Source organism: Bacillus fonticola (assembly GCF_012955605.1).
Classification (GTDB): domain Bacteria; phylum Bacillota; class Bacilli; order Bacillales; family JC228; genus Bacillus_CG; species Bacillus_CG fonticola.
This window is the reverse complement of sequence record NZ_CP052135.1, coordinates 3,012,949-3,028,338: the sequence shown is the minus strand read 5'-3', so window position 1 is coordinate 3,028,338 and position 15,390 is coordinate 3,012,949. Positions and strand designations below refer to the sequence as shown.

16 protein-coding genes and 1 pseudogene are annotated in these 15,390 nt (G+C 43.0%); 12 read left to right on the top strand and 5 right to left on the bottom strand.

The window, feature by feature from the left end; all coding sequences use genetic code 11:
* Positions 1-110 precede the first annotated feature (110 nt).
* The 8 genes and pseudogenes from HHK01_RS14840 to HHK01_RS15995 all read left to right on the top strand — a co-directional run bounded on the left by HHK01_RS14840 (position 111) and on the right by HHK01_RS15995 (position 10,712).
* On the top strand, positions 111-3,218 hold the full coding sequence (locus HHK01_RS14840) for an efflux RND transporter permease subunit (RefSeq protein WP_170008494.1): 3,108 nt from the start codon (positions 111-113) through the stop codon (positions 3,216-3,218).
* Between the two features lie 233 nt (positions 3,219-3,451).
* Positions 3,452-4,669, top strand: coding sequence for a GNAT family N-acetyltransferase (locus tag HHK01_RS14835; protein ID WP_170008493.1), 1,218 nt, complete (start codon positions 3,452-3,454; stop codon positions 4,667-4,669).
* 303 nt (positions 4,670-4,972) lie between these two features.
* A complete protein-coding gene (locus tag HHK01_RS14830) occupies positions 4,973-5,671 on the top strand; it encodes a Na-translocating system protein MpsC family protein (protein ID WP_170008492.1) in 699 nt (232 codons plus the stop codon).
* A 257-nt stretch (positions 5,672-5,928) separates the two neighbouring features.
* Entirely contained in the window at positions 5,929-6,609 is a 681-nt protein-coding gene (locus tag HHK01_RS14825; RefSeq protein WP_170008491.1) for a Na-translocating system protein MpsC family protein, read from the top strand.
* Positions 6,610-6,741: 132 nt separating this feature from the next.
* Complete coding sequence (locus HHK01_RS14820; protein WP_170008490.1) at positions 6,742-7,968, top strand: ATP-binding protein; 1,227 nt, start codon at positions 6,742-6,744, stop codon at positions 7,966-7,968.
* 159 nt (positions 7,969-8,127) lie between these two features.
* Positions 8,128-9,162, top strand: a pseudogene (locus HHK01_RS14815) (glycoside hydrolase family 1 protein); the annotation flags it as partial.
* Between the two features lie 23 nt (positions 9,163-9,185).
* Positions 9,186-10,526, top strand: a complete 1,341-nt coding sequence (locus HHK01_RS14810; RefSeq protein ID WP_170008488.1) for a 6-phospho-beta-glucosidase — start codon at positions 9,186-9,188, stop codon at positions 10,524-10,526.
* 90 nt (positions 10,527-10,616) lie between these two features.
* Positions 10,617-10,712 carry a YvrJ family protein gene (locus HHK01_RS15995; protein WP_170008487.1) on the top strand — a complete coding sequence of 32 codons (96 nt, stop codon included), beginning with the start codon at positions 10,617-10,619 and terminating at the stop codon, positions 10,710-10,712.
* A gap of 610 nt (positions 10,713-11,322) precedes the next feature.
* Here HHK01_RS15995 and HHK01_RS14800 read toward each other — a convergent pair.
* Positions 11,323-11,520: a hypothetical protein gene (locus HHK01_RS14800; protein WP_228027597.1), complete on the bottom strand. Its 198-nt coding sequence runs from the start codon at positions 11,518-11,520 to the stop codon at positions 11,323-11,325.
* 366 nt (positions 11,521-11,886) lie between these two features.
* Between HHK01_RS14800 and HHK01_RS14795 the strand changes: the two genes are divergently transcribed.
* From HHK01_RS14795 to HHK01_RS14780, 4 genes are read left to right on the top strand one after another with little or no spacing between them, the layout of a single operon-like run.
* Positions 11,887-12,369 carry a DUF2975 domain-containing protein gene (locus HHK01_RS14795; RefSeq protein WP_170008486.1) on the top strand — a complete coding sequence of 161 codons (483 nt, stop codon included), beginning with the start codon at positions 11,887-11,889 and terminating at the stop codon, positions 12,367-12,369.
* Between the two features lie 10 nt (positions 12,370-12,379).
* On the top strand, positions 12,380-12,601 hold the full coding sequence (locus tag HHK01_RS14790) for a helix-turn-helix domain-containing protein (protein WP_170008485.1): 222 nt from the start codon (positions 12,380-12,382) through the stop codon (positions 12,599-12,601).
* Between the two features lie 45 nt (positions 12,602-12,646).
* On the top strand, positions 12,647-13,228 hold the full coding sequence (locus tag HHK01_RS14785) for a hypothetical protein (protein ID WP_228027596.1): 582 nt from the start codon (positions 12,647-12,649) through the stop codon (positions 13,226-13,228).
* Between the two features lie 54 nt (positions 13,229-13,282).
* Complete coding sequence (locus HHK01_RS14780; RefSeq protein ID WP_170008484.1) at positions 13,283-14,074, top strand: DUF817 domain-containing protein; 792 nt, start codon at positions 13,283-13,285, stop codon at positions 14,072-14,074.
* Positions 14,075-14,297: 223 nt separating this feature from the next.
* Here HHK01_RS14780 and HHK01_RS14775 read toward each other — a convergent pair whose 3' ends face one another.
* From HHK01_RS14775 to HHK01_RS15680, 4 genes are read right to left on the bottom strand one after another with little or no spacing between them, the layout of a single operon-like run.
* Positions 14,298-14,729, bottom strand: a complete 432-nt coding sequence (locus HHK01_RS14775) for a hypothetical protein (protein WP_170008483.1) — start codon at positions 14,727-14,729, stop codon at positions 14,298-14,300.
* Positions 14,730-14,768: 39 nt separating this feature from the next.
* Complete coding sequence (locus HHK01_RS15690; RefSeq protein ID WP_228027754.1) at positions 14,769-15,095, bottom strand: GNAT family N-acetyltransferase; 327 nt, start codon at positions 15,093-15,095, stop codon at positions 14,769-14,771.
* A complete protein-coding gene (locus tag HHK01_RS15685; protein ID WP_265575565.1) occupies positions 15,038-15,199 on the bottom strand; it encodes a GNAT family N-acetyltransferase in 162 nt (53 codons plus the stop codon). Before HHK01_RS15685 ends, HHK01_RS15690 begins: the two co-directional genes overlap by 58 nt.
* Complete coding sequence (locus HHK01_RS15680; RefSeq protein WP_228027753.1) at positions 15,193-15,330, bottom strand: hypothetical protein; 138 nt, start codon at positions 15,328-15,330, stop codon at positions 15,193-15,195. The genes HHK01_RS15685 and HHK01_RS15680 overlap by 7 nt, the downstream gene beginning before the upstream one ends.
* Between the last annotated feature and the right edge of the window lie 60 nt (positions 15,331-15,390).

Here is a 15,390-nt window from a genome sequence, read left to right as displayed (position 1 = left end):
TGTTAACACTTTGTGAAGAATTCGTTTCCTCGTTGACATGTGAACGACTGGTCATTTATATTGTATATTGATATGACTGGTCAGTCAATTATGAAACGAGGAGACATTAGATGAGTCCAATTATCCGGTTTGTTTTGCATAACAAGTTTGCCGTTTGGTTACTTACGATCATGGTAACGGTAGCGGGGATCTATGCAGGAACGAACATGAAATTAGAAACGATACCAAATATTACGACGCCGTTTGTGACGGTATCCACGGTTTTTCCTGGAGCAACACCTGAGGAAGTAGATGAAGAAGTATCTCAACCGTTGGAGCAAAGGTTACGAAATTTAGGTGGATTAGATTCTATTAGTTCGTCATCTATGACCAATGTGTCTGTCATGCAAATCACCTATAACTTTGAGAAAGATATGGATGAGGCAATGACGGAAATAGAAGAGGCCCTTGCAGAAGTAGCTTTACCTGACAATGCACAGGAGCCTGAGGCCTCGCAACTTAGTTTGAACGCGTTTCCGGTTATTGGTTTAAGTATTTCGAATGATGAGCTGTCTTTAGAACAATTAACAGCGCAAGTGGAAGACGAAATCATACCTTCTCTAGAAGGACTAGAAGGGGTAGCGTCTGTTCAAGCTTCAGGACAGCAAGTAAACGAGGTTCAGCTCACATATAACGAGGAGAGAATGGCTGAGCTTGGGCTGAGTCAAGAAACAGTAGAAGGCATCATTCAAGGATCAAAGGTGAATTTCCCATTAGGCTTATACACGCTTGACGGCACAGAGCAGTCTGTCGTCTTGGACGGAAATATCACGACTTTAGAAGATTTGCAGAGTCTAGATATTCCGGTCGTTCCACAAGCGCCGGCTGGGGAAGGAATCGCACCTAATCAGGGAGCAAGTGGTGCACAAACTCAGGAGCAGCCATCGACTCAAATTCCAACCGTCACTCTAGACGAGATTGCGACGATTGAAGTAGTCGGAGAAGCAGAATCCATCTCGCGTACGAACGGAAGCCAATCGATTGGCATGAACATCGTCAAAACACAAGACGCGAATACGGTGGACGTTGTAAATCAAGTAAAAGACGCTGCTGCGCAATTCGAGGCAGACCTTGGCTCAGAGATCATCACAACCCTCGATCAAGGGCAACCAATCGAAGACTCAGTTGCAACGATGTTAAGCAAAGCGATATTCGGAGCACTATTTGCGATGCTCATCATCCTATTGTTCTTGCGAAACTTCAGAACAACGATAATCTCCGTCGTCTCCATTCCACTATCGCTATTAATCGCCGTGCTATTACTAGAGCAAATGGACATTACGCTCAATATGATGACGCTCGGTGCCATGACAGTAGCCATTGGACGCGTGGTTGATGATTCAATCGTTGTTGTCGAAAATATTTATCGCAGAATGGCGCTTCAAAACGAAAAGCTAAAGGGCAAAGAACTCATTCTTTCCGCAACAAAAGAGATGTTCATGCCAATTCTGTCGTCCACCGTCGTGACCATTGCCGTGTTCTTACCACTTGGTCTCGTATCAGGAATGGTTGGCGAACTCTTTTTACCATTTGCCTTAACGATCGTGTTCGCTCTCTTAGCATCTTTGTTAGTCGCCATTACGATTGTGCCGATGATGGCCCATTCCTTCTTTAAAAATGGGGTCAAGGGGAAGGCGATCACGCACGATGACAAACCAGGTAAAATCGTCGAATTCTATAAGAAAGTGTTGCGATGGTCATTAAACCATAAAGTCATCACGTCAGGAATCGCTATTTTGCTATTAGTCGGCAGTGTGGCGTTAATTCCAGTCGTCGGTGTCAGTTTCTTGCCAGAGCAAGAACAGAAGATGGTTGTCGCCACTTACAACCCTGATGCTGGACAAACGCTGGATGAAGTAGAGGAAATCGCAACAGAAGCAGAGGAATATTTTCTGGGGCGCCCTAATGTAGAGATTGTGCAGTTCTCATTAGGTGGCGAAAATCCGATGAGTCAAGGAAGCACAAACCAAGCGCTATTCTTCGTCATGTATGATGCAGAAACAGAGAACTTTGCCGATGAGTCTAAAAAAGTACTGGAAGATCTACAAGCTTCTACAGACAAAGGAGAATGGGGCTCACTCGATATGGCCGCGATGGGTGGGGCGAGCAACCAAATCCAACTATCTGTATACGGCAACGACTTAGAAGAGATCAAACCAATTGTAGAAGACGTACAAGCACTCATGAATGAACACGGATCCATTGAAAACGTTGAATCAACACTCGCTGATCCTTATCGTGAGTATACGTTTGTGGCAGACCAACAACAGTTGAGTCAACTCGGTTTAACGGCTGGTCAAATCGGAATGGTGTTTAACCAAGCTGGAGAACCGCCTGTGCTCACAACAATTGAAAATGACGGGGAAGAGCTAAATGTCACCGTTCAAGTGGAACAGGAAGAATACAGCGACATCAATGATCTATTAAGCAAAGAGATCCAGTCACCACTAGGTATGTCTGTCACGATAGATGACGTCGTGGAACTAGAAGAAGGGGAAACGGCGGATACGGTGTCACGTAACGATGGTCGGATTTACGCGCAAGTTAGCGGTGAAATGACGGCGGACGATGTGGCAGCCGTGTCAACAGATATTCAAAGTGAAGTGGATGCGTTGGATTTGCCGGCTGGCGTTGACATCTCTATGGGTGGGGTGACGCAAGATATTGAAGAGTCCTTCACACAATTAGGGCTGGCCATGCTAGCTGCGATCGCGATCGTATACTTCGTGCTCGTCATTACGTTTGGCGGCGCGTTAGCACCGTTTGCGATTCTGTTCTCCTTACCGTTTACCGTTATCGGTGGCGTTGTTGCCTTACTGGTGACAGGGGAGACGTTAAGTATTTCCGCTATGATTGGTGCGCTAATGCTAATCGGAATCGTCGTGACAAACGCGATTGTCTTAATCGACCGCGTCATTCATAAAGAGAAGGAAGGCATGTCGACTCGCGAAGCTTTATTGGAAGCGGGAGCGACCCGACTGCGCCCGATCTTAATGACCGCGATTGCGACGATCGGTGCATTACTTCCGTTGGCATTTGGCATGGAAGGAAGCGGGCTCATTTCAAAAGGACTTGGAGTTACGGTGATCGGTGGCCTGACGAGTTCAACGCTCCTTACCTTGCTGATTGTACCGATTGTTTATGAAGCGTTGAGTAAGTTTAAGAGAGCGAACAAATAATAGTAGTGGGGGTTGTCCGATAAGTCAGGATGCTGGCTTATCGGGATGGCCCCAATGTAGTGTCCGTCGCTACAGTTAGAAGGATACCTACTGTGAAGTTACAATAGAAGAAAAACGGAAGAATCCTCTTTTTTACTTGAAACTGTCGTATGGTTTCATTTACCATTCTTCCACTTCTCTAAAAGCCTTGATACTCTTGAGTAAACAAGCTTTTTTGAACAGGAGGGGTTCAAATGGAGACCGCGACGTTTGTTCCGGTGTCTCATGTGAAAAAGCGAGCTGAGACCATAGTCAGGCTTCATCAAGAAAAGTTTCGGGAGCTCCTTCCGGGTGCAGAGGTTGTACACATCGGGAGCACCGCGATCGATGAAGGGTTCACTAAAGGGGACGTTGATATTTTAGTGCGCGTTTCCGCGGTGTTTTTTTCGGAGGCAAGAAGTCGGTTGTCCCGATGGTATCCACGGAATGTAGGGAGTATGAGCAATCATTTGTTTTGTGCATTTGAAACAGATCGGTATGAACTTCCGCTTGGCATTCAGCTAGCCGTCAAAGGGTCTGAGTTTGATATCTTTGAGCAAGTAACAGAGGCTCTCCGGTCAAATGAGGAGTTGCGCACACGATATGATGCATTAAAACGGAAGCATGAAGGTGGCTCTATGGAAGAGTATCGCAGTGAAAAAGCGGAATTCCTGTACGAAGTGGTACAGTCTACCGTGCCACTTTTGAATCTTTCGCCTAGTAGTCAAACACTTAATTACAAATGCTTACAGGGTCCTGATTACCTGACAGCAGAGGATGTTGTGTGTAAGACAACATCAGAATGGAGTGAGCTACTTACCGATCTCGAAGCCAAGGCTCAGGCACATAAGAAAGATCGAGTTTTGTTAGTAACCAAGACGGCTGATCTTGTAGAACGAGACTGGCTTGAGCAAAGAGGATATCGCCTCCGCGCTGAAACGGTCAAATATTTCTTTGATTTAGCGAACTTACAAGATGAAGACTTTCCCTTTCAATGGGACGAGAGCAAGCGAATAGTATCTGAAGTGGAGAGCGTTTGGGCGGAGATTCTAGGGCAAACAAACACGTCAGCTTCAGTTGTGTCGGCAAAAAGGCAAGTGAAAAACTTACAGTCGGAATTAGGTGAAGCCTACACAAAATCGCTTTGTGTGGTAAAGGAAGGCGATGAAGCGCTAGGGTTGCTCCTTCCACATGAAGAGCCCAGTAGGTTACAACAGGGCAGGCTGTTTTATTTTGGGCTCCTCCCGCAATATAGAGGAAAAGGAATGGCAGCCACTGTTCATCGTTACGGACTCCATTTGCTTCGAGAGCGGTTTGGAGCTGATTATTATATAGGCTCTACCGAAGTGAAGAACCTTCCTATGCGTACCGTTTTCCAAAAAAACGGGTGCTTGTTGTTAGGGACAGAGCAGCTATACGAAAAATGGTTATAAGGACCCATTCAATTTAAAAAACAAGCTAAAATGCTGGCTGTTCGACAAAATTCGGGGCGTACCAGTTCCCGATTTGCTAATTTCATATGGTTGTGCTAATATTTCTTCTGGTAGGTGTCTAGCAGTCACTTATTCTGTTGCTTTAGTCCTGGATTCTTTGGGAATTAATTTCAATATTCATAAGTATATAGTGTGGTAAATGAAGGAAGTGGAATTTTTTTCTGTGTCTATTCATGGCCTAACTTCAATTGATTTTGAGGTTAGGCCTTTTTGATTTCCCTGAATTTTTTGTGGAGGATGTACATGAACATGAATACATTACTAGGTCGACAGGAGCGGCTTACTTATTTGAGCAGTTCATTTAGTAAGCTACTGAAAAAATCGTTCGGTAAGGGACCGAAAATGTGTTACACCACGATGGATGATCGTCACGTATATGTGTATATTCAGCATTTTTTAACGCCGTCTGAACACGTGTTGCGTAAAAGCGGTGATTTCGGACAACTGGTTACTTACCGTTCTATTATTATGGAAGATATTTTGGTTCAATTTAAACAGGAAGTGAAGAAAGTCGTGGGTGTTGAGTATGATCGATGCCTTTTTGATTGGAATTATGATCAAAATGTCGGGCTAGTCATGCTTGTAAAGAGTGAGTCTAACGTGTCCAAGCGTCCTCCCATTCAACTGATGGAAGAGCCCCTTCAAAAAAAAGTCACCGCGATCAGCATGGAGAATCATAAAGTCCCTAAGAAGATGGCGCTTTCCAAGGTGAATGCCTCTTTCTATGTGCTTGAAATGAAGGGAACTTTACATCCTGTTGAACGCACTCTCTACAAAAGAGGATACCTAAGTATTCTATTGGAAAGTTCTTATGAATTAAACCAAGTGTATCGTTCCTATTGGCAGGACTTTGAAAAGATTTTTAAAAAGCAGATGAGCGAGTTTTTTATTTTGTGGGATTATCAAGAAGATGCTTGTTATATGCTCTTTTTTTTAGAGTAATGGGAAGTTGGACTGCTGTTTACAAATCGATTAAAGCGATGCATGCTTTGGTGTTTTTGACCGTTCAACCTGTTTTAAAAAAACGTACGAAGTTTACTTAACGAGAGGATGGGCAAACTACTATAGATACATCTATTCCAAAAGACAGACCATTCGGAAAAGAATCAGTAGGTTGCCGAATGAAAAAATGGTAAAATGAATTTGGTTGATGCTTTAAAGGCATGAACCATTGTTCATTGCTTGAAAAGAGGGGAATAATGGAGCTACAAAGTCAGCTAACCCACCTCAGTAGTTATACGAGTAAAATCCTTCGAAAAAAATTTGGGCGAGGTCCTGTATCTTGCCAAGCGAACTTAAGTGGAAAATACGTGTTTATTTACATTCGTGGGTTTTTGTCCCCAATGGAAGAAGTGATGCTCGAGCAAGACCAAACGAAGCAGGTGCGGTATGCTCGAAATGTCGTCATGCATCAAGTGTTAGAAGAGTTAACAGGAGTTGTCCAGGTCACTTTGGATGTGGAAGTGGCGGAGTATTATCATGATTGGAACTTCCCAGATAATACAGGGATGCTTTTATTCGTCTTGGAGAATGAGATTAATCAGACCGGTATCCAAGTACCGTGGGATCTTGGCGCTTTGGAGAAAGAAGTCTCGCGTATCAGCTTTGTAGTGGAAAAGGAGCCGGACCTTACAAAGGTAACTCCGATCACTCAAAATACGGTTATCGTTTTACGAGAAGGGATCTTCATCCCAATTGAAAAAGCACTGATTGCAAAAGGCTTCATAGATGAGTTGCGGTACACAAAAGATGAACTAGAAAAACGCCATCTTCACCAAAGTAGCGTCTTCAAAGAAATTTTTAAGCGGGATGTCCTCGATATTTTTGTGGATTGGAATATGAAGGACGACAGATCATTTATAGGTTTTGTAATGAAATAATGTAAAAGTAGGTAAATGTACTAATTGGCAACTTAACGTTGCACATGACCTAACTTCTTTTGAAGAAGTTGGGTTTTTTTCATTTACATAGGTATTTTATAATGTGTAAAAAGTCATATGGGGGGATTGTGGATGGATCAAGTCAAGATGAAGGAGTACTATGTACCCTCACGAGTAATGTGGGCTGTAGAAGGATTTCTCATTATCATTACATTATTTTACGTACTAAGCCCGAATGTTATTTGGGAGACGGCCACTCTATTTTCTCTTACGGTATTGGTTATGGGTATTCATCACTATTTTTTTTCAAGACAAAGACTAAAGTTGAAAAAACAATTGATTTCTTTTCAACGTGAACTCTCCCAATTGATAGAGGGTTTTCCAACTCCGGTTGTGACGCTAAAAAAAGGACATATTCAATACATAAACAAATCAGCTGCATCTCTCATGGGGGTTACGGGCGCTGAAAAAGATAATGACCCTGTATATGAATGGGTGTACTCTGTTCTGGAACAGGCATCACTCGTCCATCCAACATCCTTCGCGCAAGAAACAGTCATAAAGCGCGCTGACAAACAAAACATTTATGTCGAGGTAGAAGGGCGATCTCTTCAATTGTTTGAAGAGTCAATCATTATCCTTGTTTTACGTGATATAACAGAACAAAGGGAGAGTCAGAGAGAATTGCAGCATTCTAAACAGTTGTCTGTTCTAGGGGAAATTGCGGCAGGGATTGCTCATGAAATAAGAAACCCACTGACGAGCGTCAAAGGCTTTCTCCAACTATCAAATGGTAACGAAAGTCTAGTGAAAAAGTATACAGAAGTGATGTTATCTGAAATTGAGCGGATGAATGATATTGTCGAAGAGCTGTTGTTACTGGCCAAACCGAAAGATTTTGCACTCGAATCTAAGTCATTGCTGCCCTTATTAAAAAATGTAGTTACGATCGTCAACACGCAAGCGATTATGCACAATGTAACGATTCATATGGAAGAGGATGTGAAGAGAAAAGACATTTTCGTTCATTGCGAAGAAAATAAACTAAAGCAAGTGTTTATTAATCTACTAAAAAACTCCATCGAAGCAACAACAGGACAAGGGTGTATCTACCTTTTTGTCAAGCAGAGGGACTGTTCAGTAACGATAACCATTAAAGATGAGGGCAAAGGGATCTCACCTGAAGAGCTTGAAAAAATAGGGAAGAAGTTTTTCTCGACAAAGGAGAGCGGAACCGGGCTTGGTCTTGTTGTCAGCTTTGGTATTATTGAAAACCATGGAGGGACCATGCAGTTTGATAGCCAGCTAGGGAGGGGAACAGAAGTCACCATTACGCTACCGATTGAAGAACGAGTCTGATAAGGCTCGTTCTTTTTTTCATTCAGATGGAACACCATGTTTCCTGGATGGAACAAAATCCGTTCGTGTTGTAAATTATACAAAATGTTCAGAAAATATTTACTTCCACTCTGAAAGCGTTTACTTTTAAACCAAGCACATCATTTTGGAGGGGTTTTTATGCAGCATCGAAAGCTATCATCATTCCCGAAAAGTTTCCTATGGGGGTCCGCGTCTGCTGCCTATCAAGTAGAGGGTGCCTGGAACGAAGATGGGAAAGGTCAGTCAATTTGGGACACCTACGTGAGGCTTCCAGGAAAAACATTTAAAGGAACAAACGGCGACGTCGCAGTGGATCATTATCATCGCTTCCAAGAAGATGTGGCGTTGATGGCGGAAGCTGGCTTGAAGGCGTATCGGTTTTCTGTAGCTTGGTCGCGAATTTATCCAGAAGGTCGGGGACAAGTGAATGAACAAGGGCTGGCCTTTTACGATGCATTAATCGACGAGTTACATAAATACGACATTGAACCGATTGTCACCTTGTATCACTGGGATCTACCACAAGCTTTGCAAAGCGGATATGGAGGATGGGAGTCGCGTGAAATTGTGGATGACTTTGATACATATGCCCGTACTTTGTTCAAACGATTGGGTGACCGCGTAAACTATTGGGTTACGCTCAATGAACAAAACGTGTTTATGTTACTAGGGTATAAAACCGCGCTACATCCGCCAGGGGTAAAAGATTTGAAGCGATTGTACAAGGCAAATCATTACGCAAATTTGGCAAATGCACAAGCAATTGTTTCTTTCCGCGAACTCGTACCAGAAGGGAAAATAGGTCCCAGCTTCGCATACTCTCCTGCTTATTCCTATAACGCCAAGCCAGAAAACGTGCTTGCGATGGAGAATGCGGAGGAACTTAATAGCCACTGGTGGATGGATGTGTACGCGTGGGGTGAATATCCACCGATTATGTGGAAGTATTTGCATCATGAAGGGTTAGCACCTGTTGTGACCGCTGAGGATCGACGGCTATTAAAGGCAGCTAAACCAGATTTCATGGGTGTAAATTACTACCGAAGTGGTGCTGTAGCTGAAAATCCACTTGATGGAGTGGGTGAAGGGGTTATGAACACGACCGGACAAAAGGGAACTTCCACCGAGCATGGCGTTCCGGGCGTATTTAAATCAATTGACAATCCTCACGTAGTAAGGAAAGGGGTAGAGAATCTTTGACACGTAAAGGATTAAAAGTGGTAACGATTGGTGGAGGATCTAGCTATACACCGGAGCTTATCGAGGGATTTATTAAACGTCATGCGGATTTACCTGTAAAAGAACTATGGCTCGTTGACGTACCTGCCGGAGAACGCAAACTACAAATCGTTGGTGACCTAGCAAAGCGCATGGTGACAGAAGCAGGCGTTGATTTGGACATTCGATTGACGGTTGATCGCAGAGAGGCACTGGCAGATGCTGACTTTGTAACGACACAGTTTCGCGTCGGACAGCTCGCAGCTCGCGCTAAGGACGAACGTATTCCGTTAAAGTACGACGTCATCGGGCAAGAAACGAACGGACCGGGTGGACTGTTTAAAGGCTTGCGTACCATTCCTGTTATCCTAGACATCATTCGAGACATGGAAGAGCTTTGTCCAGACGCATGGCTTATCAACTTTACGAACCCAGCCGGCATGGTGACTGAGGCCGTTTATCGACACAGCAATTGGCGGAAGGTTGTGGGACTATGCAACGTTCCGATCGGTATGCAAATGGGTGTCGCGAAACAACTAGATGTTGATCCATCCCGTGTCCACATTGACTTTGCTGGGCTGAATCATATGGTGTTTGGTCGTCATGTGTATTTGGATGGGAAAGACGTTACGAAAGAAGTGATTGACGCTTTAACGTCTGACAAAGAGAGCGGGATCACGATGAAGAATATTGTGGATCTCGGATGGGAGCCGTCCTTTTTGAAAGCGTTAGGCATGCTACCTTGCCCGTATCATCGCTATTACTACCAGACAAGCACAATGCTCGCAGAAGAACAAACAGCAGCGGCCGAAAAAGGCACGCGTGCTGAAGTCGTGAAAAAGCTCGAGGGCGAATTGTTTGAGCTGTATCAACAGCCCGAACTAAAGGAAAAGCCGGAGCAGCTCGAAAAACGCGGTGGTGCCTATTACAGTGAGGCTGCCTGTCGCTTAATCGACTCTATCTACAACGACCGCCGCGACATTCAACCCGTCAACACGATGAACCTCGGCGCTATCGACGGCATTCCATACGAGTCTGCTGTAGAAGTGAACTGCGTCATCACAAAAGAAGGTCCGAAACCGATTGTCGTCGGGGAGCTACCTGTAGCCGTTCAAGGGCTTATTCAGCAAATTAAATCATTTGAGCGGGTCGCAGCTGAAGCAGCCGTAACAGGGAGCTATGAAACAGCGGTGCTGGCGATGACCATCAACCCGTTGGTACCGTCAGATAAAGTGGCGAAGCAGCTTGTGGATGATTTGTTAGAAGCACATAAGGAATATTTACCGCAGTTTTTTGGTGAGGGTGTGGGTGTGGAATAGGAACCACGATAATATCAGAATGTAAAATGAGAGTAGTAGAGGTCTTTCCTAATAGAGGAGAGGCCTTTTATGAGATAAGCAGGGGATTACGTGCTGGATGATCCAACTATTCCACGGTTGATTGCTAATTTTGGATTCCCAATAGCTTTAGCAGAATATTTGTTGCACCGTTTCTGTTTTAGGTGAGGTTTGGTGTTTTTTGGCGTTACTAAACCGCTCCCTCTTTTTTCGCGCTCCCTCTTTTTTCGTGTTAAAGTACAGACCAGTTGTTTATTTAGGCTGTTTTCTAAAAAGATTGTTGCTTTTTTAATGAATCTCATTACATAGTAGCTGAATGATGCGACATAGTGCAAATCATGGAAGTATGAAACCGCTCCGGAAATACACTTCGCTTTCCGCGGGCTCCGCGATGAGCCTCCTCGTTCGCAAAGTACGCTCTCTGCGGGGTCTCATCGTCTCCGCTATTCCGCAGGAGTCTACGTGTATTTCCTCCGCTGGTTTTGAACTTATATCGCACGAAGAAAATGGTGAGTGCATTTTAAGACTCACCAGTACTGAACTTAAAACTTAATAAGGGAAGTTTTGACTCGCCATTTGTTCGTTGATTGGAGCGGAAGGCGGCGACTCCAGCGGGATCAGCGGGACAGGTGAGACCCCGCAGGAGCAAAGCGACGAGGAGGCTCACCGCCCGCCCCGCGGAAAGCGTCCGCCTGGAGCGGAAATCAACACAGCTGTATGTCGCATCATGAGATTACTGTGTAGTAAAAACAACAAAGGATGCGAAAAGAGCCTTTATTTAAGTGGAATAGCGGTGCCAGTTACGCAGTTCCTCGTACATCATTCCTTTACGCGGTTTGATAATTGATTCGTAGAGTACATCTTCATCCGCGTATTTCTTGGCAGTTCGCCAATTGATACCGAGCGTCGTAGCGATTTTGTCTATGCTCAGACCTTTTTCATTTCGTAAGTGTTTGATACAATTGATATCGGACATTGTTAGCACTCCTTCCTAACCTCCACCTGTTTTGAGTTCGCACTTTAACAGTAGAGGTTGACTTGGGTGGCTAGCAAGTCCTTTTTAATTTGCATGAGAATCTCATGTAGAACTCTGTACAAATTCGCTGCAAAGTTCTGTACTTCTATTTTGCATTACACATCAGGTTAGTTGCACTAGTTATAAATTAAATAGTTTAAGTTATCGAGCATTTCCCAGTAATGAAGAATGCTTTTTATTTTGTCCAAATTCAAAGATGGCACCTACGTAACAACAATAATGTGATTGTAATCAATAATATTTTATTGCGAAACGATAAATTCTGTGGTAAAGTCAAATTGAAAATGAATAGGTGAGGTGCTTTTTGTGAAACAAGGAACAACACTTTTTTTAAAGGTAGCCGTTATTCTTATTGGAATCCCAGTTCTTGCTTTGTGTATATTTGTGGTGCCTGAGATAGCGAATTTTGCAGCAGAGTTGTATCCGGGTCATGCTTATATGAAATATCTCGTTTTAATCGATTTGTATGCAGCGGCGATACCTTTTTACTTTGCTCTGTATCAAGCATTTAAACTTTTAAGCTATATTGACAGGAACAAAGCATTCTCAGAATTATCCGTAAAGTCCTTAAAGAACATAAAAAACTGTGCCATCACCATCAGTAGCTTGTTTGTGTTAGGCATGCCACTCTACTATCTCATGGCGGAGGTAGATGACGCTCCAGGTATCATACTAATCGGATTGGTTATTATTTTTGCTTCAATGGTGATTGCAGTCTTTGCGGCTGTTCTTCAAAGGCTTTTAAAAGAGGCGATTGATATAAAATCAGAAAATGATTTAACGGTCTGAGGTGAAAAAAATGGCGATTATAATCAATATTGATGTGATGCTGGCTAAAAGGAAAATGAGCGTAACAGAACTTTCCGAGAGGGTTGGAATAACAATGGCTAACCTTTCTATATTGAAAAACGGAAAGGCAAAAGCGATTCGATTATCAACTTTAGAAGCGATTTGTAAGGCTTTAGAATGTCAGCCTGGAGATATTTTAGAATACAAAAGTAACGAAGACACCTTTTCTTAAGTTTTTATCTTTATTAATCACAGAAAAGGAATGAAGGGGAGGATCATGGTGGGGGAAAAAAAGATTTATCTCCTTTTAACTGATACAGGAACGATTTTAACAAGGTTGATTAAGTCCTATACTAAAAAACCCTATAATCATGCCTCAATTGCCTTTGATACTGAATTAACCGAGGTATATAGTTTTGGTAGAAAAACAGCCAAGAACCCTTATATTGGAGGATTCGTTAGAGAAGATATTCATTCTGGTTTATTTGGAGAGGCAAATTGTTCCATATACTTTTTAACCATTACAAATGATGAATTTAAAAAGATGTATCAATATATTCTACAAATAGCTGTCGAAAAGGAACATTATCGCTATAATTTTATAGGACTATTTGGTGTACCGTTTAAAAAACCGATAAAAAGAAAGAATGCTTTCTTCTGTTCTCAGTTTGTGGCATCTGTCCTAAAGGAAAGTCACGTCATTGACTTTGAAAAAGATCTTTCTCTTATTGAACCAAGTGACTTGCCTCATTCAGCAAATTTTCAATTGGTTTTTGAAGGTAGATTAAAAGATTATCAAAATAAAGACACTACTGAAAGGGTCCAAGTTCCTTATCCAATAGTTCCGATTGAAATGTAATTCCGTGTTATTACACTTAGACTATATTCAAAAAAACCTTTGGAGGCAGAAATTATGAGAACGCTAAAACAACTCGTTCGATTCGGCTTTGAGCAGGCCCTATCATGTTTGTTTCCTGTCGTTATTTTTGCCTCTTTGGCTTTTACACAAATTATGCCACTTCCCTTCCTACCACGGTATGACTGGCTGCTTATCATCTTCCTTCTGATGCAGTGGTGGATGGTGCGTTCTGGGCTTGAAACACGGGATGAACTAAAGGTGATTACATTGTTCCACCTAATTGGACTTGCTCTTGAGCTTTTTAAGGTACATATGGGCTCCTGGTCTTATCCAGAGGAGGGATATTCCAAAATTTTTGGAGTACCTTTGTATAGCGGATTCATGTACGCAAGTGTAGCGAGTTACCTTTGCCAGGCGTGGAGGAGGTTGAAGGTTGAACTGATTAAGTGGCCACCGCTTTTGGTAGTTGTCCCTCTTGCGGCTGCGGTTTATTTGAATTTCTTCACCCTCCATTATTGGATTGACGTCCGCTTTTGGTTATCTGGACTGGTCATGATCATCTTTTGGCAATCATGGGTCACATACGAGGTTGGTGGCACTCGTTACCGTATGCCACTCACACTTTCTTTTGTGCTCATCGGATTTTTTATATGGATTGCCGAAAATATCGCAACGTTCTTTGGGGCTTGGGAATATCCAAACCAAGCAGATAGCTGGAGTCTCGTACATCTAGGAAAGGTGAGTTCATGGCTCTTATTGGTGATTGTTAGCTTTCTTTTAGTAGCAGCGTTAAAGCAGGTTAAGGGGAAAAGTTCTACTAGGATAGGTACTAGTCAATTTTTATAAGAACCCACTTTTTAGAAGGATCTTTTCGTATCCTTTGTTGTTTTTACTATACAGTAATCTCATACTTCGATGTAATGCAAATTCATAGTGCCTGCATACCGCTCCGGAAATACACTACGCTTTCCGCGGGCTCGAGCTGAGCCTCCTCTTCACCATCTTAAAATAAACGGAAAGAAGTATATGAAAACCGGTGCCCCGAATACTAGTACGCAAATAAACCCTACTATTTTTTTTTATTCATTAATAGATTTCTGATAGCTGATACGTTTTCAACTAACCAGTATCCAACACCGAATGCGAATCCAGAGGTTAAGAAAAACCCATAAAAAAGCTGAGCTTCAGGCGATACAATGTATCGTAAGCTGCCGCCAAATAATAACATGATAAACGCACTAGGTATGAAAAAGAGCGCCATACAGCAAATTGGGTACAAAGCCCAGGTAAGTCTAGAAACGCGACGTGCTACTGCTCTAATTGCAACAAGATAGAGCGGGGCAGCGGTTAGTAAGTACGCCAAGCCTCCCCAGATGAAAACAGCGCGCAAGTCTCCGGTACTAATGGTTTGCTCCCAACCAAACCACAACGCTAGTAAGTAACCACCAAGGCCACATAAAAACGAAACGATGCCAACTGGGATTAGTAAGGTGTAGTTCATGAATAACGACTCCCCTCAATTTCACAAAAACTTCTCATACTACACACACTCATGCAGTCGCTTTACAGTTTGTTTTAAAGAGAAAACTTCATCCCCCATATAATGAGCAAAAGCCGTAACAGGATACAACTTTGACATCTTACTTTGAAGCGGCTTCAGTTCTTTATCCCCTTCCATATATACATGCCAGTAAGAGCTCTTCCTATTCCACCCCGTTTTTTCGTACCACTCCTGTACCCACTTGTCGTCCTTCGTCCATGCTTCCAATCTCTTAATTTGTTGGGTCTGTAAACGCGCCTCGGCTTCTGCTAGTAATTTTGTCCTACACCCTTTTGTTGGTGATCTGGATGTACGGCGATGTGACATAGCATGGCGCTTCGTATAGCATCGTCCGAACAAACTTCTCTTGGCGCAGATTCAATCTCTATATTCAGCAGCCCCACAACTTGTCCGTTTTCCGTAGCTACCAGTTCAACGGAGGGGTGGTCGTAGTGTTCTTTCTCTCTGCAGACGTTGTCGTAATAGCTGTTTGTATAAAGGAAAGCACACGGCAACGTAGCCAACTTTGCTCGTCTTTTGGTTCATAATTTCTTATTTCCATTCATCGATCTCTCCTTCTGTACGTCCTAGAGGCATGTATACTACCAATACTGCATGAACC

Coding starts and splice junctions, on each gene's coding strand:
- HHK01_RS14790 (WP_170008485.1), top strand. CDS start 12,380: ATGGCGATTATAATCAATATTGATGTGATGCTGGCTAAAAGGAAAATG.
- HHK01_RS14825 (WP_170008491.1), top strand. CDS start 5,929: ATGGAGCTACAAAGTCAGCTAACCCACCTCAGTAGTTATACGAGTAAA.
- HHK01_RS15680 (WP_228027753.1), bottom strand. CDS start 15,330: ATGGAAATAAGAAATTATGAACCAAAAGACGAGCAAAGTTGGCTACGT.
- HHK01_RS14775 (WP_170008483.1), bottom strand. CDS start 14,729: ATGAACTACACCTTACTAATCCCAGTTGGCATCGTTTCGTTTTTATGT.
- HHK01_RS14820 (WP_170008490.1), top strand. CDS start 6,742: ATGGATCAAGTCAAGATGAAGGAGTACTATGTACCCTCACGAGTAATG.
- HHK01_RS14840 (WP_170008494.1), top strand. CDS start 111: ATGAGTCCAATTATCCGGTTTGTTTTGCATAACAAGTTTGCCGTTTGG.
- HHK01_RS14780 (WP_170008484.1), top strand. CDS start 13,283: ATGAGAACGCTAAAACAACTCGTTCGATTCGGCTTTGAGCAGGCCCTA.
- HHK01_RS15690 (WP_228027754.1), bottom strand. CDS start 15,095: ATGTCACATCGCCGTACATCCAGATCACCAACAAAAGGGTGTAGGACA.
- HHK01_RS14785 (WP_228027596.1), top strand. CDS start 12,647: ATGGTGGGGGAAAAAAAGATTTATCTCCTTTTAACTGATACAGGAACG.
- HHK01_RS14830 (WP_170008492.1), top strand. CDS start 4,973: ATGAACATGAATACATTACTAGGTCGACAGGAGCGGCTTACTTATTTG.
- HHK01_RS14835 (WP_170008493.1), top strand. CDS start 3,452: ATGGAGACCGCGACGTTTGTTCCGGTGTCTCATGTGAAAAAGCGAGCT.
- HHK01_RS14800 (WP_228027597.1), bottom strand. CDS start 11,520: ATGTCCGATATCAATTGTATCAAACACTTACGAAATGAAAAAGGTCTG.